Origin of the sequence: Helicobacter trogontum, from assembly GCF_000765905.2 — a bacterium.
GTDB classification, from domain to species: domain Bacteria; phylum Campylobacterota; class Campylobacteria; order Campylobacterales; family Helicobacteraceae; genus Helicobacter_A; species Helicobacter_A trogontum.
On record NZ_JRPL02000002.1, the window covers coordinates 1 to 23,134 of the forward strand.

17 protein-coding genes are annotated in these 23,134 nt (G+C 34.4%); 8 read left to right on the forward strand and 9 right to left on the reverse strand.

All coding sequences use genetic code 11. The annotated features are described in order from the left end of the window. Positions 1-516: 516 nt before the first annotated feature. Both LS81_RS01010 and LS81_RS01015 read right to left on the reverse strand, forming a co-directional pair. Entirely contained in the window at positions 517-1,074 is a 558-nt protein-coding gene (locus LS81_RS01010; RefSeq protein ID WP_034345111.1) for an anthranilate synthase component II, read from the reverse strand. A 3-nt stretch (positions 1,075-1,077) separates the two neighbouring features. Beyond that, complete coding sequence (locus tag LS81_RS01015) at positions 1,078-2,580, reverse strand: TrkA C-terminal domain-containing protein (RefSeq protein ID WP_034345108.1); 1,503 nt, start codon at positions 2,578-2,580, stop codon at positions 1,078-1,080. A gap of 304 nt (positions 2,581-2,884) precedes the next feature. On the opposite strand from LS81_RS01015, the gene LS81_RS01020 reads away from it, so the two are divergent. From LS81_RS01020 to miaA, 5 genes are all read left to right on the forward strand, one after another. Next, positions 2,885-4,624 carry an acetolactate synthase large subunit gene (locus LS81_RS01020; RefSeq protein WP_034347354.1) on the forward strand — a complete coding sequence of 580 codons (1,740 nt, stop codon included), beginning with the start codon at positions 2,885-2,887 and terminating at the stop codon, positions 4,622-4,624. 11 nt (positions 4,625-4,635) lie between these two features. Then, positions 4,636-5,100 carry an acetolactate synthase small subunit gene (gene ilvN, locus LS81_RS01025; protein ID WP_034345106.1) on the forward strand — a complete coding sequence of 155 codons (465 nt, stop codon included), beginning with the start codon at positions 4,636-4,638 and terminating at the stop codon, positions 5,098-5,100. Between the two features lie 1,131 nt (positions 5,101-6,231). Further along, positions 6,232-6,738 carry a hypothetical protein gene (locus LS81_RS01030; protein ID WP_034345104.1) on the forward strand — a complete coding sequence of 169 codons (507 nt, stop codon included), beginning with the start codon at positions 6,232-6,234 and terminating at the stop codon, positions 6,736-6,738. Positions 6,739-6,987: 249 nt separating this feature from the next. Then, entirely contained in the window at positions 6,988-7,821 is an 834-nt protein-coding gene (locus tag LS81_RS01035; RefSeq protein WP_034347014.1) for a sulfite exporter TauE/SafE family protein, read from the forward strand. Between the two features lie 169 nt (positions 7,822-7,990). Next, positions 7,991-8,923 (forward strand): tRNA (adenosine(37)-N6)-dimethylallyltransferase MiaA, encoded by a 933-nt coding sequence (gene miaA / locus LS81_RS01040; protein WP_034345102.1) that lies wholly within the window; start codon positions 7,991-7,993, stop codon positions 8,921-8,923. A 160-nt stretch (positions 8,924-9,083) separates the two neighbouring features. On the opposite strand, the gene LS81_RS01045 is transcribed toward miaA, so the two are convergent. The 6 genes from LS81_RS01045 to LS81_RS01070 form a co-directional block, all read right to left on the reverse strand. Next, positions 9,084-9,500, reverse strand: a complete 417-nt coding sequence (locus tag LS81_RS01045) for a hypothetical protein (RefSeq protein WP_034345100.1) — start codon at positions 9,498-9,500, stop codon at positions 9,084-9,086. Between the two features lie 32 nt (positions 9,501-9,532). Continuing rightward, positions 9,533-11,689: a flagellar hook protein FlgE gene (gene flgE / locus LS81_RS01050; RefSeq protein ID WP_034345099.1), complete on the reverse strand. Its 2,157-nt coding sequence runs from the start codon at positions 11,687-11,689 to the stop codon at positions 9,533-9,535. Positions 11,690-12,298: 609 nt separating this feature from the next. Continuing rightward, on the reverse strand, positions 12,299-12,622 hold the full coding sequence (locus LS81_RS01055) for a hypothetical protein (protein WP_034345097.1): 324 nt from the start codon (positions 12,620-12,622) through the stop codon (positions 12,299-12,301). A gap of 70 nt (positions 12,623-12,692) precedes the next feature. After that, positions 12,693-13,757: a hypothetical protein gene (locus tag LS81_RS01060; protein WP_034345095.1), complete on the reverse strand. Its 1,065-nt coding sequence runs from the start codon at positions 13,755-13,757 to the stop codon at positions 12,693-12,695. Positions 13,758-13,838: 81 nt separating this feature from the next. Continuing rightward, complete coding sequence (gene bamA, locus LS81_RS01065; protein ID WP_034345092.1) at positions 13,839-16,433, reverse strand: outer membrane protein assembly factor BamA; 2,595 nt, start codon at positions 16,431-16,433, stop codon at positions 13,839-13,841. A gap of 74 nt (positions 16,434-16,507) precedes the next feature. Continuing rightward, a complete protein-coding gene (locus tag LS81_RS01070) occupies positions 16,508-19,207 on the reverse strand; it encodes a heavy metal translocating P-type ATPase (RefSeq protein ID WP_034345090.1) in 2,700 nt (899 codons plus the stop codon). 275 nt (positions 19,208-19,482) lie between these two features. Here LS81_RS01070 and rpsP point away from each other — a divergent pair, with 275 nt between their 5' ends. Genes rpsP through rimM form a run of 3 tightly spaced genes read left to right on the forward strand, consistent with a single transcriptional unit; the run spans position 19,483 to position 20,680 of the window. Further along, positions 19,483-19,710, forward strand: coding sequence for a 30S ribosomal protein S16 (gene rpsP, locus LS81_RS01075; RefSeq protein WP_034319291.1), 228 nt, complete (start codon positions 19,483-19,485; stop codon positions 19,708-19,710). A gap of 1 nt (position 19,711) precedes the next feature. Further along, entirely contained in the window at positions 19,712-19,981 is a 270-nt protein-coding gene (locus LS81_RS01080; protein WP_034319293.1) for a KH domain-containing protein, read from the forward strand. Between the two features lie 9 nt (positions 19,982-19,990). Then, positions 19,991-20,680 carry a ribosome maturation factor RimM gene (rimM, locus tag LS81_RS01085; protein ID WP_034345088.1) on the forward strand — a complete coding sequence of 230 codons (690 nt, stop codon included), beginning with the start codon at positions 19,991-19,993 and terminating at the stop codon, positions 20,678-20,680. A gap of 372 nt (positions 20,681-21,052) precedes the next feature. Here the strand turns inward: rimM and ligA are convergent, their stop codons facing one another. Further along, on the reverse strand, positions 21,053-23,125 hold the full coding sequence (ligA, locus tag LS81_RS01090; RefSeq protein ID WP_034345086.1) for an NAD-dependent DNA ligase LigA: 2,073 nt from the start codon (positions 23,123-23,125) through the stop codon (positions 21,053-21,055). Positions 23,126-23,134 lie beyond the last annotated feature (9 nt).

Here is a 23,134-nt window from a genome sequence, read left to right on the forward strand (position 1 = left end):
AAATGTAGTCATTGCAAATCAATCACAAGAAATAAGCAATGCAATAGATTCTGTTGCAGTTAAGATTCTAGAAGATGTTAATAGAAAGAAGTTTTAAATAAATAAAGCTAAAGCTAAATAAAAAAGCAAAGACTAGAGTAAGATAAAGACTCTAGATAAAAGAGATAATAATAGACTAGAAGTAAAAACTCTAGATTAAAAAGATACTAAACCTCATGACCCTATACATAATTACATTATTGATATAGTGCAATGTTTATAACACCCTAGAGTGTAATTAATGAAGGGGGGGGGGGGTAAGTTTTTTTGTATATTGTCTTTTGCATACTTACACTTAATTGATTAATAATGCTTTTCAATGTATTTACTGTTGTCTTGATTGAGTGTAATGAGCTGGTAAGCCTACTTTAGTATAGTTTTTACTCATACTTTCTTATTTGAATCTTATAGAAGTTAATTCCATGTAGTATATTTTATCTGCTGATAGATAAGTTGTAATATGTAGTATCAATATATTTAACATAAATCGAAGAAATTTTTTAATAATTTCTTACCTTGTTCCTGCAAAATAGATTCTGGGTGAAATTGTATTCCATAGGTTTGATACCCCTTTGCTTGTAATGCCATAATTACACCATCTTCACTCCATGCTAACGCCTCACATTTTCCAAGTTTGCTTACATGCAATGAATGGTAGCGACCAACTCTCAGGGGTGCTCTTATGCCATGAAAGAGTGGATGGTCATTAAAGGTTACATGTGAAGTTTTGCCATGCTGTGGTGTTTGCATGGGGGTTACTTCGCCATCAAACACATGTGCAATACATTGGTGTCCTAAGCAAATACCTAAAATTTTTCTGAATGGAGCAAAATATTTTATCGCATCTAGGCAGATTCCAGATTGCAATGGATGACTAGGACCTGGTGCTATAACAAGTGAGTGGAAATCAATATTTTGTAATGTCTGAAGGGTGCAGTCATTGCGTAAGACAATCACTTCGATACCAATCTCACGCAATAAATAGACAACATTGTGCGTGAAAGAATCAAAGTTGTCAATCAAAACAACACGCATTGGCTATTCACTCACAGGAATAAAAAGCTGCGGATTAGCATTATCCATGCATACAATGGATTCAAATTGAGTTCGCATGTATGCTGTAAGTCTTGATCTTGTTATTGCCATACGGAATGGAATGAAATGCAGAATAGGCTTATCCAAGCCTTGTATATAAAATATGGGGTTATCTGTGTTGTTATGTTTGATTGTATATTTTCTTTCAAATATGCGTGAAAGGTTTTCAAACTCCTCATCAATTTCATTATTGAAATGTCCATCAGGTTCAAAATCATACACAGACACATCAAGACAAAGTTGCTTGCTGATGTCAAATACAAGTGTTGAAATATTAGAATCTCTATATTCATCGCCTAAGCTTACAAGTAGACTTGTCGCGACATTTGGCGGATATAGCATTTTCTTTTGTGCATAAAGTTGTTGTTTGGATAGTGTATGATCGTAATTATCTGGTCGCAAGGAATGTGATCCTATTTTTAGGACAGGCAATCTACTCGCCCACAAAGCTTTTCTATAAGCACGTTTGGCAAAGATTTCTTGACTTACAATGATAAAGCCCACTTTCTCGCTAATCTTATTCTTTAAGGTTTGTATAAAGTCCAGATTCTCATAATCAACAACTACAGCAATATCTTCATCGCGTAATTCCTCAAGTTCTTTTATTATTTCAAATTCTGTTGCATGTAAAATCTTGATAGTTAGCTTTGCACTCTTTAGATGTCTATGCACATAGATTGCTTCTTTGCAATCATGCAGCATGGTCGTCTTTGGTTGCAAACGCATGTCAAGTATGAGACATATATCGCGTCCAAAGGGTGCTGGGAACTGCCCTATATCTGCTTTGATTTGATTATATATCATACGTGTTTTTTGTGGCTCACCTGCTACAAGCAAAATATCACCAGGAGAAATGACTAAATCTTGTGTTGCAAGGATAAATTTACTTGCACGATAGATTCCAACAATGCACCAGCCCACTTGTTTTATCGTGTCTATTTGACGATATGCAAAAATGCTACCACTTGGCACTCCAATCTCCATAATTTCACCTTGCTCCAAACCAAAACCACGCGGTATAACTGGAACATTTGGCATACGAAGCAATAGCCTTGAAGCAACCGCATTTGTTTCTGCTACAACTATCAGGTTTCCATCATTTTTCTTTGTAGTCTCGTAGGAAATTTCTGGAGCATGTATACTACGAACAATACGACTTTTTTTATACTTTTTGCGTAAATAATCATATACAACATCCCCCTCTTTTTCATCCTGTAGCACGATGAAAATATCACTGACATCATCATTGTCTAGGCAGGATTCAAGACGAAATGATGAGGTATAATCGCATTCATGAAATCTAAAGGTATTGGGATATTTTTTTGGTAAAAAACGAGAATCTCTGTATAAAACGATATAGAAATTATTGCTTGAGTAATCATCTAGCACTTTATGCACAAAGTGCAATGCGATATCTCCATCGGCTACAATAAGCACATATCTCATTATTCCCCTTTTAATTAATTTATAAGTTTTATGCTTACAAATTATTAGAATAAACCTAGATACAATATGTAATAATGCGGATTCTAGGTTATTGCATAGATTAATTATATCATAAAACAGACTAAAACAAGTTTGAGAGGTTTGCTTTATGGAATAAGCAATAAGAAATGGTAAAGAAAAATTTTATCATTTACATATAAAACAAATAAATAAGTAGAAAATACTTGACAACCTTAGCAAAAAGTTGTATATAATATAGCTTTTTATTTTGGCAGTATTATGTGGTATTATTTAAAGGAATGATATGGCAAAGCAGCAAATGAATGGCTCAAGAATGCTTATTGAGGCACTACACTTAGAGGGTGTATCTGTGATTTTTGGCTATCCGGGTGGAGCTGTCCTTAATGTCTATGATGAGATTTACAAGCAGGATTATTTTCGACATATTCTAACTAGGCACGAGCAAGCAGCAGTCCATGCGGCCGATGGGTATGCTAGGGCTTCTGGTAAAGTTGGTGTGGCAATTATTACTTCTGGACCAGGTTTTACAAATGCGGTTACTGGTATTGCGACAGCCTTTACAGATTCTATTCCACTTGTAGTGATTAGTGGGCAAGTGCCTCTAACACAAATTGGTACAGATTCATTTCAAGAAATTGATGCAGTGGGCATTTCGCGTCCATGCACAAAGCATAATTATCTTGTAAAAAGCATTGATGAGTTACCACGTATTTTAAAAGAAGCATTTTATATTGCAAGAAGTGGCAGACCTGGTCCTGTTCTCATTGATTTGCCAAAGGATATTAGTGCACAAGTGGGGGAATTTGACTATCCAAACAGCATTTCACTTGCAAGTTATAAGCCAACAACAAAAGGCAATGCAAAACAAATCAAAAAACTTGCAAATGCAATATTAGAATCTCATAACCCATTGTTTTATATTGGTGGTGGTGCAGTTATTGCAAATAGTCATGATTTGGTAAAGAAATTACTTGAAATCACGCAGATTCCAAGCGTGGAAACACTCATGGCAAGAGGGGTAGCACAAGGAGATTCCAACTTTTTGGGTATGCTTGGAATGCATGGTACTTATGCGGCGAATATGGCTACAAGCGAGTGCGATTTACTTATTAGCTTGGGTGCTAGATTTGATGATAGAGTAACAGGTAAGGTAAGTGAATTTGCAAAATTTGCAAAGATTGCACACATTGATATTGATCCTAGCTCTATTGGTAAAATTATTAATGTAAATTACCCTATTGTGGGTGATTTAAATCTTGTTTTACAAGAACTTATAAAGGAACTACAAGATAGAGCACCAACACAAGAGGTAGTTGAGGCAAGACGAGCATGGCTTACAAAGCTTAAAAAATGGAGTAGCTCCCATCCATTATCTTATAATGATAGTCAGGATTCTAATGTAAGTAAGGCTGTGTTGAAGCCGCAGTGGGTTATAGAAGAAACAGGAAAGATATTAGGCGATAAAGCTATTGTTGTTACCGATGTTGGTCAACATCAAATGTGGGCGGCACAATTTTATCCATTTAGCACAAAGCGACAATTTATTACAAGCGGTGGACTAGGGACAATGGGATTTGGTATGCCAGCAACCATGGGTGTTTCAGTCGCCTTGCAAGAAATGTGTGAGGGTGAAAATAAACAGCGATATGCCATAAATTTTAGTGGTGATGGCGGAATTTTGATGAATATACAAGAGCTCATGACTTGTGTAGAATCTGATATTAAAACTATAAATATTATACTTAATAATGGATATTTAGGTATGGTAAAACAATGGCAGGAGTTTTTCTATGAAAGGAGATTATCTCATGTAAAACTCACGCAACCAAACTTTAAGTTGTTAGCGGAGAGTTTTGGTGCATTGGGTTTAGAAGCACATGATAAAGAATCTTTTAGGGAAGCACTAAATCAAGCTATAGAAAGTCCAAAAGTTAGTCTCATTAATGTATATGTTGATAAAGATGAGATTGTATTGCCAATGGTTCCAGGTGGGAATCCTCTCTATAAAATGATATTAGAATAATAAGGAAAGATATGCAAAAACGAATTATCTGTATCACTGTTGTAAATGAACATAGTGTATTGGCGCGTATTTCTGGGTTGTTTGCAGGTAGAGGTTATAACATAGATAGTCTGACTGTTGCTCCATTAACAGATAATAATCTTTCACGAATTACAATCACGACTCGCGGTGATGAGAAAGTGTTAGAGCAAATTATAAAACAACTGCATAAGCTTATTCCAGTGTTAAGCGTTATAGAACATAATGATATTGTTACACAAGAAATTGCATTGATCAAGTTTGAGAATAATGAAAAAATTGGCACAATAAGTGCACTTATAAATGCTTCTGGTGGTAAGATTGTGAGTTGGAATGAGAAGAATATTGTCTTTAGTGTGAGTGGCGAAACACAGATGATTAAAGACATCATCACTTCATTGCACAACTTTATGCCAAAAGAAATCGTGCGTAGTGGTGTGCTTGCTATTGAAAGATAAATTTATTGCATTGAGTTTAATTTCTATATCATGCTGATGTGCACCCTGATATTTAGGCTGTAGTGGAGAGGGGATTTTTCTCATTTTTAATTGCTATTGTTTATTTGAATTGCTGACTACTTTCGAGTATGTTGCAAGAATCTAATATGAACGATATAGCGTACTTCTATAGAATGATATATGCAAGTATTTTAGCAGTCTATCGATATTTTCTGTATTTTTGGAAGCGTTTTTTGATTGTTTTGACTTTTGTTCTTTTGTAGAGTTAAGTTTAGATCAGTTTTATTTTTATGCTATCTTATTTGCTTTTTTATTCAAGGTTTGTATAAGTTGTATTTAAACGACATAACCTTAATATGTTATAAGGGTGGATAGAGATTATAAAATCTATGAACAGCACGGCTGTGCAAAATTTGTTAATGTGTAATAAAAAATAGCAGTAACTTGTTATATACATAGAATTAATCCGCCAGTAATGTATAGTGATTATCTCCATATAATTTCGAGGTTTACTTGTGTAGATGAGCGGGTGTTATGCTGTGTAATAAAAATCACAGAATTTATTGGGATGAATAGTATCATGCAGTCTCAACTAATCATTATCTTAATATTAAACATTCTATAGTAGCTTAGTATTGCAAGGTGCTTTACTATATTAAGAATGTTTGGTGACATAGAAGTGCAATATTTACAATTATTAAATTAATTTATTGTAGTTTTCTGATTACTTGCTTGATTTATTTGTTTATTTTTAGTACAATGCGGCTTCGAACATATTGCGTTATTTAGAGCTTCGTTGCATGTCGATGATATGGAACTTTTGAACTTAAGAGCAATGTGGTGAGACAACCTATATTACACCTTTTACAAGAACCTTTGGCTTTTAGTATGTAAGTTCTAACCTTTAGCAGTTTTCAACTCCTTTACTTTGGATAGGTTGTCTCACTACATTGCTTACTAATGAAATCTTTTGTAAGCACTTCATATAAATTCTCCATGATACTTTTGCATAATAATTCCTCGCAAGTGTAGCAAGTTCTTAATGTTTAAATATACCCAATAGAAAAAGATGTGAATACATAAAACTATGCTACAATTATTGCTTGATTTTTGTTTGTTAGAGGAGATAGTGTGAAGAAGTGTTGTCTTGCAATTGTTTGTGTGTTATTTAGTGGATTGTTATTTGCAGCAGGTTCTAAAAAGTCCAATGTTGGTTATGGCATGAGCAATGTTTTTGCTGGGGCTGAAGTGGGCTTTGGCGGATATGGTTCTTTTAATCTCGGTGTAGTTGGTGGGTATCAACATTATTTTAAATCCGAGTGGCAATTCATGGGTTTTAGACATGGTGTAAGAGGTATTGGAACTATAAATTGGCTACAAAATAGTGCTGCTGCTGGCTTATTTATGCGTCTTGGTGCAGATTGGACATTGGAGTTTAATCCACAAGATAGGTTTGTTGGGGGTATTTTTCTTGGTCCATCCCTCGGATTTATTGCGCCATTTAATGGATTGGCAACAAATTTCGTGTTTTCTGGTAATATTGGCGGTTCGTTAAATATTGACAATACACATAGGATTGAACTATCGCTAGGTGCATTTTTTTATGTGGCTTCATTCCGCTATACTTACATGTTTTAACATTTGATTATTGTTATTTGTGCTAATTTTACTTTACGGTGCTCTATCTTGTTTCAAATATAGAGTTTAGAATCACTCTGTAGTGTAATAATGTGGGTTTATATATTATGCCTCTGGTGATTTAAGCGTTGTGTAAGGTAGATAGCGTTAGTCCAATAAATTCACATAATAGGCTATTGATATAGGTAAATTGTAGTTTTACTGCTGGGCTAACAATTCTTTAGAATCCAATTGCAAAAAGGAAGTTAAATGAGTTTTCAAGATTATCTTTTATTGCTTAGTGCAGCTTTTTTTGCATCTCTTTCGCATTGCGTTGGTATGTGCGGTGGGATTGTTATCGGACTAAATATGCGACAATTTGATAGTTCAAAGATTTTGCAATCTCTTGCGAATATACTCTATTTTTTTGGGCGAATGTGTAGTTATATGTTTATTGGACTATGTTTTGTTTTTATTGGAAAGAGTTTTGGTTTTAGTCAAACTGCAAAAGCAATCATTTTTATTGTGCTTGGTGTTTTACTTTTTATTACCGCATTTATTGTTACATTTTATCCTAAAGTGTTTGGGAATATAGCCCCTAGCGGCAACTATGCGTGGTATAAGAAAGCATTTCATAGTGCTTTGCACTCAAAAAGTATTGCTGGATTCTTTGTTGTTGGGGTATTAAATGGCTTACTTCCTTGCCATCTTGTTTACATGTTTGCGATTAAAGCTGCAGATTCTTTAAGTGTATGGCATGCAATGTTGAGCATGTTTGTCTTTTCTCTTGGCACTTTTTTACCTCTTTTTCTTGTTGGGTTTTTTAGTCAGCGACTTTTTCACTCTGGTATGCGACGTGTTTTTTTATATATTGCATTTGTTATTATGAGTTATTTTGCTTTTAGTAGTATTTATAAAGGTACTCAACTCTTACAAGGGCATAACCCTATGCACCACGAGAAACACCAAAGTATGTCGCATGGTCATGATACACACAAAGATATGCAAATGCCAAGTGTAGATTCCCACATGCATTCACATCATCATGAGAATGAGACGCATGAGAATCTAAATCATGAAAATACACATATGCATCATGATTGATACATCATATATGATTCTTGCCTCCAATTTTATACATGAAAAATTTTGAGATGTAGATGAAAATATGTCTTAAGAGATTGTGTTGAGGAATTTTAGGGAGAATTATTTGTGTTTATCCTGCAATATTCACTTAAACCTACTTTCATAATGATGAGGTGAAGGGCGTATTATGAATTATCCAAATATATTTGCTATTGTTGGGGCAACTTGCAGTGGTAAAAGTGCGTTATCATTAGAGCTTGCACCATTACTAAATGCTTACATATTCTCATTAGATTCACTTTGCATTTACAGGGAAGTTGATATCGCATCAGCTAAACCTTCAAATGATGAACTTGCAAAGATTAAACACTTTGCTATAAATATTTTATCTCCCAATGAACATGTATCGGCAAGTTTATTTTTATCACTTTTACATGAGAGTGTACAATACTGCAAGAAGGAGCAAAAAAATCTCTTAATAGTGGGTGGTAGCAGCTTTTATCTTAAAGCGATTATGCAAGGTTTGAGTCCGCTTGATACTTTTCAGGGTGATAATATAAGACAGACAGATTTTATGATGTTAAAAGAGCAGCCTTTGAGTGAGCAATATAAATTTTTGGCTAATATTGATTCTGTATATGCTGAAAAGATAAGCAGTAATGACACCTATAGAATCACAAAAGCATTAGAAATTTTTTTTCAAACCAATATGTCACCAACACAATTTTTTATACAGAATCCTCCCGTGCCGTTTTTTCTACCTATAAATATTTATAGTCTTATTGTACCAAAAGTTATACTGCATAAAAATATAGAGATACGAACGCACAATATGATGAAAAGCGGCATTATCAAAGAAGCAACAAGGCTTTTAGAGACTTATGGTAGTGAAATACAACCATTTAAATCTATAGGCTTAAAAGAATGTCTTATGTTTTTGCGTGGAGAGATTGGAGAGTGTGAGTTAGAACATTTAATTGCATTGCACACGCGACAGCTCGCTAAAAGGCAAACTACCTTTAATCGTACGCAATTTAGTAGCATGACACAGATTTGCCATCCTTTTAATATTCAAGCAATAGCACATGATATGTTAACAAAGATAAAAACTATTGATTAATCTTTGTGCTTAAGCTTATGATCTTTATAGCGTATTTTGTAGATGTATGAATCCTCATGCTTATAAAAAATAAGGGTTAAAGATTCTTAGTAGGGTGATTTTATGTATGCAATATGGCTGCGTGTATAAATCTATAGGTTACATACCCAGATGAAGAGGCTTATGCCCCAACAATCTTCCATTCAAGTGGCAGTGTTATATATGTACTTTCAGGATTGCTATTAACATTTATTAATGAAGAAAAATCTTTCTTTGCACGATCAAAAGTTTTTGTAACTTCATGTCGCACTGCCTCATCATTTAAACCATCAGCTTTTTGAATGATGTCAATATTGGCAAGTTGAGCTTCATTGCCCATCAACTTTATTCTTACTAATACTTTAGCACCATACCCATTTATTACCCATTCGTGTGGATAACGCACTGCATTGTTTATAATATAGCGGTACAAAGCATAATTTGGTATGTTTTCATTTTCTTGTGCGTGTCTCTCCATACCATAAGGAAACTGCTCCCATTTCTTTTCACCAATCTTTTTTGCTGCATTATCAGCAAGCATCGCCAAAACAATATCCATGCGTTACCTCCTTTCAACTACCTAAAATATCCTTATTGCTTCAAGCTTAGGAGTGTGTTTAGAATTTGATCTGATGTTGTAATGGCTTTTGAGTTTGCTTGAAACCCTCTTTGCACTACAATAAGCTGCGTTAAAGCTCTGCTTAAATCCACATTGCTCATCTCAAGCTTAGAGCCACTTACACCGCCTCTGCGTCCAGTATTTGCCGCACCTATAATTGGCTCACCACTATTTCCTGTTTCAGAGAAAATATTATTCCCTTCTGCTTGCAAACCTGCACTATTTGCAAAGTTTGCTAGACCAACTTGTGCTAATGCAAGAGTTTTGCCATTGCTAAATGCACCAAGCAATGCACCATTTGCATCAAACCTTACATCCATCAAATCTCCAGCATTGTAGCCATTTTGTGCTATATTGTAGGTTTCTGAACGTTTATCTACGCTTGTTAATCCATCAAAAGTTTGATTCTTACCAAAATTTAGCTCAATTCTTTGTGGGGCTTCAGCACCATTTTTTGGATCAAATTGCAACATAGGCGGATTCATACCTGCCAAGCTACCATCATTATTAAATGATACTCTGCCGCCCTCAAACATATTTGGGTTATCTGCACTACCACCTATAAATTGTGCTGGTTCTGGCACAATTGCCCTAAATGTCCATTCCTTACCACCACTTTTTATAAACTCAAATCGTATAGTATGTTTTGTGCCTAGAGTATCAAATAAATCAACACTTGTTGCATGTCTTGCATGTGTGAATTTACCACTTGCTACACTAGCCCCGCCTTCAATAAGTGAAGCTGTGTTTAATGCACGCATTGCATCACGCAATAAGATATTGCTTGAAACTTGCCCTGAGCTATATGCACTTGCCATGATTTGCAAGTTGTCAGTTACACCATCATCGTTATCTTTGTTTGAGATTTCAAACATACCAAAACGATTAAGCGTAACACTTACGCTTGCAGTGCTATCCTTATATTCTTTGCCTGGACTTTTTATCATATTTGCATCATATTGCATCAAAGCACGCAAATCCTCTGTTGTTTTAAATTGCCCTGTTGTAGAATCTGGATCATTTGATTTTGTATAACGATATCGGAATGCCGTGATGTCTTTATCGCCCTCTACAAAGTTTGCAAATGCTCCTGTCCCACTTTTTGTGACGATGATGTTTTTTGTATTTTCATCACCATCCATTTCGTTGCGGTTCTCAAGTCGCAATTGACCATTATCTACATATGCTTCAATACCAGTTTTATCACGCACAGCATTAATGGCTGAAACTGCTGCTGCAAGTGTGCTTGTGCCAGAAAGCCCAGAATCATTTGTAAAACTGACTTTTTGCCCGTTAAGATATATGACACTTGGCTCTTTTGTGGTCACTACATTATTTACAAGGCGAGAAGTCTTATAGCTCATCCAAAAGCCTTGATTCTCATTTAATGCAAAAGAATCCCCATCAGCATTAAATAATGCACCAAAATCCTCCGCCATTTGAGTAAGATTTCCCTTAGAATCATATTTTGGACTAACACCATCAGAAGCAGTATAAGTTGTGGAATCTAATGCAGATACATTCACCACATCATCTACATGCCTTCCTGCACTAAGGTTTGCTCTAAGTGTAACCTTGCTTGTAGGTCGTGCAGGCATAACCATACCAGGATCGATTTGAATACTTTCAAGTGGTCCTGTATTATCTACCTTGAAAAATTCATTATCAGTCATTGTAGAGCCAGAGCCCTGATCAATTGGCGGTCTATTCCAGCCTTGCACCACATAGCCACCATTTGTTACAAGATTCCCTTTTGCATCAAATAAAAACTCACCATCTCTTGTATAGTTTTTTGTCTCACCTCTATCTCTACTGATGATGAAAAAGCCATCCCCTTCAATAGCTAAATCAGTCTTGACATCTGTGTTTTGTGTATTACCCTGTGAGAAAACTTTTGTTGTTGCATTAACACCAACACCCATACCCACTGAAAAGTCATTTTGCCCTCCAAGTCCATTTTTATAGGGCGAGGTAGCAATTTGTTTTACTTGAGAAAGCATATCTACAAAAGACGCACGAGAATATTTAAAACCAACCGTATTAACATTGGCAATATTATTGCTCTCTACATCTAATGCAACTTGGTGAGCTTGAAGCCCACTTACACCTGACCATAATGAGCGTAGCATAGAAATCCTTTACAATAATAAAATTTTTCTATCTTAAGCAAATAAAGTTCCAAACACATAGAAACATCATGCATAATTATATGTATCACGTTTTATGTGGGCTGCATTTCTTGGTTGTGCTGGAGTTAAACACAAATCTTAAGCATGAATAATACATTTGCAAGTGAGAAGAATCTTTAGCTTTTTATGCAACAATTAAAAAGAAAGACAAACGTTAAAAATACATGAGATCTAACTCTAAGAGATATTCAAGAATGCGAGAGATTGTCGCTACAAGCAGTTAAAATCTTATTGAAATTCCAATAAATATAATTATAGAATATAAACATTTTGAAAGCAAGTAAGTTTCAGTATTTCTATATATGTATTACTTAATATTACACCCACAAGGGCTTGGCTTGGTCAATGTATATTAAGATTTTTTATCTTTCAAAACTATGCGAGAAACAATATGGCATTGTTTGGGCTTTTTTCTTTTTGAGTAAGTTTTTAGATGATTGATTTGGGAATGTATAAATTTTTACTTTTATATCTAGATTACTTATATAAGGGTGTAGTAAGAAGGTATTAGATTCTGATAAAAACAAACAACATAGCATTAAATCTAAATCATTCTTCATCTATATCTACTCTAGCACAAGAGTCTTTTACTCCAAGCTTACAAGCCATTTGGTAATAATCTTGTGCATCTATATCATTTTGTAATGCAGAATTAAGAGTAGCCATCATTTCACATGCTTTGGCATCTTTTTTGAAGCATAAATTTCGCAATGGCTCACGATATTTTGAGAGAAAGTTTTGTATGGCAATTTCTGGGCTATAGCAGTTCCAACAAATATTGTCATAATCATTTTGTATTGCAACGGGCACACAAAATGCCGCATTTATCGCAAAAAATGCACTCGTAAAACATACAAAACTTACATATCTCATAACTACCCCTATTATTAAAAGACTCTATGTATATATTTTAGCAAATTTTACATGATTTTGTGTGATGTTGTTATGAAGTCCTAGTAAAATCCTCACACCATTGCTTTACAAACAAAAAGCACATGATAAGCACGACACCAAGAAAAACACCAAAAAGATATACAAACGGATAAAATGCTTTAAACCATACTAGTATAATACAACATACAATCATGCCGATGAATACAAGGATTCTGGGTAGTGAAAAGCTAAGCTCAAAACCCAAACTAGCCTTTGATAAATCAAGAAACTTCGTCCTTTCTTTGCCCTTCTCTTTTTTGTCTGGTTTATTGTTTGTGCCATGTTTTTTGGCATTGTTTTTTGCGTGTAGATCATTATCTAATTTTTGTATTGTTTCTTTGTTGATGTTTTGTATGGCTTCTTGCATAGGTTTTGTAGCGTTGGCTTGAGTGTTAGTTGCTTGGCAGCTCTTATTATTTTGAGAGTTCAAGAAGCTATTTGAAAATGTTTGTATAGCAGCTTGGTTTGTGTTGCTTGTGGATTCTGATTGCTGTTTGGTGCTTAGATGAGGCATTTGTGCGTAATTGTTAGAATTTAAATTGCGTATAGAATCTTGTATGATCTGTGCTCTGTGCTCTGTATTTGCACATAAAGGCACAGATTCTAAAATTTTATCATTCTCAGGCATAATTGTATGATTCAGAGAAACTTTATTGTGAGTTGCAGATATGGAATCTGTGTGGGATGTTTTATGTGTGTCTGTATGATAAATATGAGAGTTTTGGGTCTTAATAGAATGCAGAGATTCTAATGTATTTTGAGTATGGCTAGAATCTTGTGTTGTAGCTTGTTGCGTAATGTCTTGCATTTCATCATCATATCGACTTGCATACTTTAATAGCTTTTGTTCTGTATCAGCTTCTTGTATTTTCTGCATGATCTTTAGATGGATAGATTGGAATGTTACTATCATAAGCAACATATAAGATAGGCAACCACAGATAAGTGAGAATATCCATTCACTATGTGCGATATACACGCCAATAATACCTAATACAACACTACTAAAAAGTAAAACAATGATTATTTTTTGTCGCAATGATAATGCACGTAAAGTATATGATGATAGTGACATTAATATCCTTATGTCTATTTACACATATTCATAGCTAGAATGTAGCTTTTAGAATCTTTATTGTTATAAGCAATATTGTAATTAAAATCTAGTTCCCATAGTGAATTCAAAGAAGCTAGGATAGTTTGTAAGATATCCTCCACTCGCACGAATGTCATTTGCCACGCCATAGCTAAAGATCTTGCTAGGTCCTGTACCCATTGGGTCTGTTGGTCCATACCACAACATAGGGATTACTATTACAATAGGTCCCATAGGTGATACCCATTCTACGGCGACACCAGCTGCACCCCTTGCCAATATGCTTGAATTGCCATAAATTGTACCATACTGCTTAAAGTTTGCTGCACCATTTGCACCATGGTAGGTCAAGATCCCATAATCTACATATAATGCTACACGCATTTTTGCACTAGGGATTAATCCATAGCTAAGCTCTATTGAATTAGTAAAGATTCCATCGCCACCAACACGCAACCCATCGCTATCTAGTGGCGTAACAGAATAGCTTGAATATCCTCGAATTGTGCCTACACCACCCATATAAAAAGTATCATTAAGCGGTAGAAAGTGGCTTGGGTTATAGCGGAAAAGATAACCACCTTGTGCCTTATATCGTGCTATTAAGTCAATTTTTGTCCATTTGCTGATATCAAAATAAAATCCCGTCTTAGCATATAGTTTTGTATAATATACATCACCCCCGATACCAGCGATATTTAAAGAGAGTGTTGTTGAGTTACCATTCTTTGGAAAATAGTAGTCATCTGTATTATCAAAAACAAGGCTTGGTGTGAGCGAACTCTTAATAGGAGCATTGTTCCAACCAGAATAGCTTCTATCCCATAAACCTTGTGTGCGATATTTTAGGAATTCTGTGTTTGTAATTGAACTGCAATCAGTAGCCGTACAGTCTGTTGTTTGACCAGCACCAGTGCTATTATCCCAGTTGGGATTTTTTATTGAATAATCAATATTTCCTGAATCATAATATTTCTGATATTGTGGTTGGGCTTGTCCTGTATAAAGATTGTAAAATCCAAAAGTATCTGTTTTATTAATATCATAACCCACATTAAATCTTAAAGTAGGCAGCAAGAGGCGTCCCACAGTAAAGCCACCACCCACACTTTGTTGGGTATAAACGTAGTTGAGGTAGCGACTATAATAAATATTTAACGATAAACTCCATTTAGAATCTAAGATTCTAGGGTTTGTAAGGCTTAAGTTGAAAGCTTGTTGTGTAGCAGTAAAAAAGCTATTTGCCCCTGTATTGTAGTAAGAGAAATCACCACCAAAACTCACATTTGCATATAAACTTGCTCCAAAACCACTGCCAAAAAGGTTTCGTTCATTCACACTTGCATTTACCATAAGTCCATAAAAACTTCCATAACCAATACCAAAGGTAAGTTCTCCTGTGCGTCCCTCTGTAACATTGACCACTAAATCCATAGAATCTTCGCTAATGCGTTTTTCATCAATGCGGACATTTTCAAAATATCCGATACGTTTCAATGCGATTTCACTGCTTTGAATCTTACCCAAAGAGTAAATATCCCCGGGTGCTATGAGGATTTCACGACGTATGATTCTATCACCTGTCCTTGTATTTCCCGTGATTAAAACGTCATTAATATGCACTTTTTTACCAAAGTCAATGTGAAAGATAACTTCTACTTCTTGTTTTTGTGCATTCTTTTTTAAATCTGGATTTACTGCAACATAGGCATAACCTAAATCTGCCACTTTTAGTTTTATTCGTTGCGAATCATCTCTAATATCTTGTATATTAAAGACTTCGCCAATCTTTGCACTAAGATCTTTTTTAAGCTCTTCTTCTGTAATCTCACTTTGATGTTCTGAAGCAATTACAAATGAGATTCCACTCACTTTATATTGCTCTCCTTCATTTACATTATAGTAAAGTTGTGCTTTGTGGTTTGTCATATTGACTGATAGTAGTGGATTTGATACTTGTGCGTCCAAAAAACCATTACGCATATAAGAATCTTGTATACGCAATGAATCAAGCTCAATCTCACTTAGCATAAGTTTACCTGCATTAAGCCCAGGTAACCATCCCATAAAATCTCTCTGTTTGTTTGCACTAAGGGCTTCTAGCTTTCGTTTTTGTAGTTTTGTCGCACCCTCATAATAGCTTTTTTCAATAACGATTGTGTCTCCACGATTGACATTTAGTGTAATTGCTACTGCCCTACCATCACTTAGTTCTGTTACACTTGGCTCAATGACGCTACCATAATAACCTTTATATTCCAACATTTGTTTGAGTGTTTCAAGCGCCTTATCAAGTTTGATATCATCATACGTATCGCCTTTTTTGATTCCAATTTGCCCATAGATTGTTTCTTTTTCGCTCTGTGTGCCATAGCCCTTAAGTTCAATGCTTGCAATTGCTGGTTTCTCTTTTACAAAAAATTGCAAAATTCCATCATCAAATGTTGCATAAATATCACTAAAATAACCTTGCTTGTAAAGAGATAAAATAGCATTATCTACTTTACCATAATCAAGCTTTTCACCTGACTTTATATTAATAATCTCTTTTGCTAGGGATTCTGACATATAAGTAATATTATTCACTTTTACGGAGCGTACCACTTCCGCGAAAGATAAGCTAAACATGCAAAAAATAAGCAGTAAAAGACGCATAATGCTCCCAGATTTCTAAATAAAGATTTAATAAATTATAAAAAAGCTAAAATTATAGCGGATTAAAAACAATATTAAAGCCTACTTTTGTAGAGTCGCAAGGAATTTAGCACAACACATAATGAACTTAAACTCATGAATGCTGCTGCAAATAATGGAATCACAAAACCAAAGAATGCAAGTGGGATAGCAAGAGCATTATATACTAAACTCATGATAAGGTTTTCTTTTATAATGCGCAATGTTTTATGTGCAATGCTAAAAGAATTTGCAAGACTCCTTAAGCTATCATCAAGGATAATGACATCACTATATTGCAGAGCAATTTCACTACCACTTCCCATCGCAATGCCAACTTGTGCGTATTTTAATGCAAGTGAATCATTTAGCCCATCACCAATCATTACGACATTATGTCCATTTGTGATTAAATCTTGCACAAAAGAGGCTTTTTCTAGAGGTGTTTGTGAATGCTTATAATCTGTAATATGTAGCTCCTGTGCTATCTTTTTAACAACGCTTTCTCTATCACCACTAAGAATGATTACTTTCTTTTTATACTTGCGAAGCAATGCTATAAGATCTTTTGCCCCCTCTTTTATAGAATCTTTGAGGCTAAATTTATAGGCAAGTGTGTATTGTTTTTCATCATGTAATTTATAAGCAATGAAACACTCACTCATTTCATCTTCTATATCCTTATCGTGCAATATGATACCCATTTTTTCCATATATGCTCTACTACCGCCTATAATATGCGTGTTTTTATAATAAGATTCAAATCCATTTCCTGCAATGAGAGAAAAGTCATTAAAACTATATTTATCAGATAAGGCTTTTATAGAATCTTGCTTTGCGGTATCGCTGTTGTATAAGAAATGGGCTATAGTTTTTGCGATTACATGATTGTTGTGTTTAAATAGGGCATATAAAAATGCTTTTTCTTCTTGTGCTAATGTTTTAGTATTTTTTGTAGGTTTTGTGAAGTTTGGAGGATTGATTGTGGAATCTAGATTGTGTGTTGCTTGGGTGGATTGCAGAGTCTTTGAGTGTAATTTTTCAGAATCTAGATTATCATCCAAGTAGGCTCTGTCTTGATTTATGGGTAGAGTATCGCTTTTTAAGTTTGTCTGAGATGTTTCATTGCATTTGATATGATGCTTTCTAGAATCTAGTATAAGCTCTCTTAATCCATTGTAATGTGTTATATTTGCGACACTCATCTTTCCCTCTGTTAATGTCCCTGTTTTATCAAAGACAACAGAATCTGCCTTTGATAGAGATTCCAAAAAGTCAGCTTTTGTGTAGATAATGTGATTTTTAAACCCTACATTTAATCCAACTACGCTTGCAATAGGCGTAGCAAGAGCCAATGCGCAAGGACAAGCAATTACAATTACAGATACTGCAATAAGCAGAGCATACTCAAAACCACTTTGTGCTAAAAAATAATAGTAACAAAAACTAAGCAAAGCAATGCTTAAGACAATGCGACTAAACTTACCAGCGATTTTAAATGCAGTTGTTGCAATTTTTGGTGTGCTAAATTCACTTTTCTTTAAAAGTCTTGCCAACTTGCTCATACTAGAATCTTCAAAGCTTTTTTGTGCTTTATATATCAATGGTTTATCAAGAGCTATTGCTCCTGCCATAACTTCCTCATCTACTTCTTTAGTAATCGTTAGGCTTTCTCCACTGATGTTAGCATAATCTAAATGTGCATTTGGGCTTAATAAGATTCCATCAACACAAAGCATTTCTCCAGCCAAAACAAGCAGAGTATCTCCCACTTTAACATCATACACAGATATAATTTCTCCGTTTTCTTTACGTGCTTCAAGTGGTAGTATCGCATTTAATCGGCATAGATTATCATTTGCTCTTTTTTGACTTAAAGATTCTAAAAATTTTGCACTTAAGACAAACAAAATAATCATGCAAACAGATTCAAAATAAGTATGCCCGCTCTCACTAAGCCATGCATAAATTGAGTAGCAATATACAAGGCTTGTGCCAGTTACAACAAGCAGCTCCATGCCTATCACACCATTTTTTAACCCTCTGTAAGCCTGTTTATAAAAGTTGCTCGCACAAAAGAAGAGTACGGGTGTAGTAAGAATGAAGCTTGCAAGATTTAATATATTACTTGAAATAGAATCTATGCCTGAGAAAAAGCCGCTATATTGCCCAACATTTACCCACATAACATTCATTGCACAAAATATTGCCACAGCTAATTTGATATAATACTCTCTATTTCTCACATTGTCATTTTGCTCCTTATCTTGTGGATCATAGACAATAGCTCGGTAACCTATTTTTGCAATTTCGTCATAGATATTTTGAAAATTTGTTTCATTTGGGTCAAAAAGTATCTTTGCCTTGTGTGTTGTGTAGTTTATCTTTATTTCTTTTATACCATGTATTTTTGCTAGAATTTGCTCATTTAACCATACACATGCGGCACATACAACACCCTCTATCACAAAATGCACCTCTTTTAGACCATGGGAATCTTTGAGATATTTTTGTGTGAAATTGATAGAGTTAAAATTTGTAATGACATTTTTAGAATCCTGTATTTGTTTTGTTTGCAGGGTATTATTGCCTAGCTTTGTATAAAAGGATTCCAAATCGCATGATTTTAGGAGTGAATATGCAAGCTCACAGCCATTACAACAAAAATATAAAGTTTCATTTGTATCAGTATCTTTTACTTCTTTTAACGCATTTTTGTTGTATATTTGCTTACAATGTGTGCATGGGGTTTGCATATTACGCCTTTGTATTTGATAGATCAAATTTTACAATAAAAACTGCAATAATGTATTATTGTTGTCTTTACCTGTAAAGCTTAGTTTGTCCATGATGTATTAGCTTTAATTCTTTTTGATTTCCACTATTATAGAATGTCTTTATTCTTAGCATTTGAATTCATTATGTTTTTGGCTTAGATTCCATAAAGAGAGTATAATTTTAGGGAAAATATTTATAAAAATTCATAGTTTTGTGATAGAATAGCGAAAAATTTTTTGATTTAAGGAATACAATGGCAACAGTAATTAGATTAACACGAATGGGGCGTAAGAAAAAACCATTTTACAGAATAGTGGTTACAGATTCAAGAAAAAGAAGAGATGGCGGTTGGATTGAATCTATTGGTTTTTATAACCCTGTGGCTAATCCAGCAGTTGTAAAGTTAGATAGAGAGCGACTAGAATATTGGAAAAGTGTCGGTGCGAAAATGAGTGAGAGAGTTGCAGTTTTGAGTAAGTAAAATGCAAAATTTTTCTGTGCAAGATTTCTTAGAAAAGTATGTTAAGAAAATTGTGAAATATCCAGATCAGGTGGCGATTACATCAAATGTTGGTAAGCATTCTGATTATATGATTTGCATTCAAGTTGCAAATGAGGATATAGGTAAAATCATCGGAAAAGATGGCAAGATGGTAAGTGCCTTGAAAAATGTTATTTCTGCATGTAAGGCAAAGGATAATATTTCTTATGAGCTTGTGGTTGCGTCTAACGATAGCACAAAGTCGCAATAGTTGGTGCTAATGGCAACAAACCGCACAGAATTACAGAATTTGCCGCGATTTTTACCATCTGATATGGTTGTTGTTGGTAGATTTGGCAGAAGCGTAGGATTAAAAGGCGGCATTCGTATTACAATATTGACAGATTTCCCAGAAATTTTATTGAGTGGCAATGTGTTTTATGTCGCATACACAGATAGCCTCTCTCTTTTGAAATATGATGCCACGGGAAAATCCTCTTCTCACAGCAATATAAGCAGAGCAAATGATACTATCGTGCAAAACAAAGGTGTTTTAACAACCTCTATACATAATCCTACGCACACAAAAGATCTAAAAGCTTATTTACCCTTAACACTCAAGCATCTTCATACTTCAAAGAATGTTGCAGAATTTCAAGAACTTACAAGACGTGAGGAAGCAGAAATTTTGTGTAATATGTTTTTTTACAGCACTATTGATGATACACGTGAGTTGTGTGCTTTAGATAAAGATGAGTTTTTTTATTTTGATATCATTGGTATGCGTGTTGTAGAAGATGGTGTGGAAATTGGTATTGTTAAGGAAATTCAAGAAATAGCAAATACACATTATTTTGTACTTGATAAGCATTTTTTGATACCATATATTGATCGCTATGTGCTTTCAATAGATTTGGATAAAAGGCAAATCATCACAAAGGATGCACGTTTTTTACGTGTAGAGCATTAAGCTTATCTAAATATACTAGATTTACGACTACAATTACAAAGCAAAGAGATTGTTTGCTGGGATCTAAATATTTTGATTATTGGTCTTTTTTTGTAGATAGGCTTACAAGATTGTGGGTGATAAGATCTTAAAAGTTCTTTTTCTTCCTAATGGATTAGGAATAAATTCTCTTTATCTTTAATATGAAGGCTTGATAGCCAATCTAGTCTCATACATGAATAAGTTTATAACTTAGTATCTATATGGAACATGTATTAATCTTTTATTGCCAGTTCAAGCTATTTTCTTTTTTTGTATCTTAGCATGGCTATGACTTGCCATATATGTTTAGAGCTTTCCTCTATGTCTGTTTGGGTTTAGAAGTATCTAATATTATATTTCTAGAATCTGTGCAAGTTCGCTAGATTCTATAATTTTAATGCCCAGTTCTTTTGCCTTGGAGAGTTTTGATCCAGCTTTTTCACCTGCAATTAAAAAGTCTGTTTTAGCACTGATGCTGCTTGATACTTTTGCCCCAAGCATTTCTAATCTCGCCTTTATGGAATCTCTACTTAAGGTGAAAGTTCCTGTGATAACACAAGTCTTTTGATAAAAGATGGAATCTGTATCTACCTGTGTGGTTTGCATATTTTGAAGCTGTGGTTTTAATATTTCCTGCATTTCATTAATAAAATCTTTATTGTGAGTGCAAAAATCATAAAAGCTTTGTGCCATATCTTTACCAAATCCATCAATCTCTTGCAACTGCTCTATATTATAATCAAATATTTCATAACCATAGTTGGCTAATTTTTTACTAGCTACTTCACCAATATGTAAAATACCAAGCGCATGAATGAAACGCCAAAACTCTCGGTTTCCTATACTATCTTTAATTGCATTGATAAGATTTTGCGCTTTCCTTTCTCTAAATCCTTCAAATTTTAAAAAGTCTTTTTCTTCTAAGCTATAAATATCTTTACATTGTTTAATCACGCCATTATCAACTAATAGCTCTATAATGCTTCCCCCAAGTCCTTCAATATCTATACATTTTTTTGATGCAAAATGTATAAGCTTTGCTTTAATGATTGCATCACAATTTGGATTTGTGCAATAGATATAAATATCTTCATAGCTTAACTCATGATTGCATATAGGACAATGCGTAGGCTTTACTATCTTTATCTCATCGCCCTTTCTTCTTTCGTGTAAAACTTTTGTAATTTTTGGAATCACATCACCACTTCTCACAAGTAAACAATAATCATTTACACGTATGTCTTTTTGCTCAATTTCTTTATAGTTGTGTAATGTCGCTCGGCTGATAAATGCACCATCTAATAGCGTAGGCTTAAAGTTTGCAACGGGTGTAATGATACCAGTCCTGCCAACTTGTGGGGTAATAGATTCTATATTTATTACCACTTCTGTTGCGGGGAATTTATACGCACAAGCAAACCTTGGGGCTTTCTGTGTAAAGCCTAGCTTATCTTGTAATATCAAGTCATTTAACACAATCACAAAGCCATCAAGCATGAATGGATAATTATTTCTATCACTTAGAATCTTTTGGTATTCACTCTCAATCTTTTTTGTATTGACTTTTTGTAAATACCTAAATGGTGTAAAACCAAACTCTGGTAACAACATAAGTATGTCATAAAAGCCTAAATTAGATTTCTTCGCATATGTTTCTAAAGCACTCATTTCAACACTACCTATGCCCCATGCTACAAAGCTTAGATTACGCTCTTTTGTGAGGTTGGAATCTAGTTGTCGCATACTGCCTGCAGCGGCATTGCGTGGATTTGCAAAGAGAGATTCTTTGTTTCTTTCTCGCTCTTCGTTTAATTTGGCAAAGTTCTCTTTAGATAGTACAACTTCGCCCCTTATCTCTATTGTACCTTTAAATGGGATTGTATGTGGTATTGCTTGTATTGTTTTTGCATTTTGCGTAACAAGCTCACCAACCTCTCCATCACCTCTTGTAGTCGCACTTTGTAAGATTCCATTTTCATATAAGAGATTAAGACTCATGCCATCATATTTTGGTGAGATGCAAAAATGCAGGGTGTTTATATCTATAGAATCTGTCTGATCGATATCTGTGTCAAAAAGTGTTGGGCTTATAGTATTTTTTTGGATTCTAGAGATCGCATTTGATAGCTTTGTAAGCCATTCATCTAAATCACTTGAGTTAAAAATATCTTCTAAACTCCACATTCTTTTTTTATGCTTATTTTTACTAAAATCTTTTAGAATCTTATCGCCTATCCTTTGCGTTGGGGAATCTTTTGCGATTTTATCCACATTATTTTCTTCATACAGCTTCACTGCCTTATATAGCATATCATATTCAAAATCACTAGCAATAGGGTCATCTAGCTCGTAATAATGCTTTGCATAAAGGTTTAGCGTTTTAATAGATTCTAAATATTCTTCATAGCTTTTAATCTCTTGCATAATTGCCCT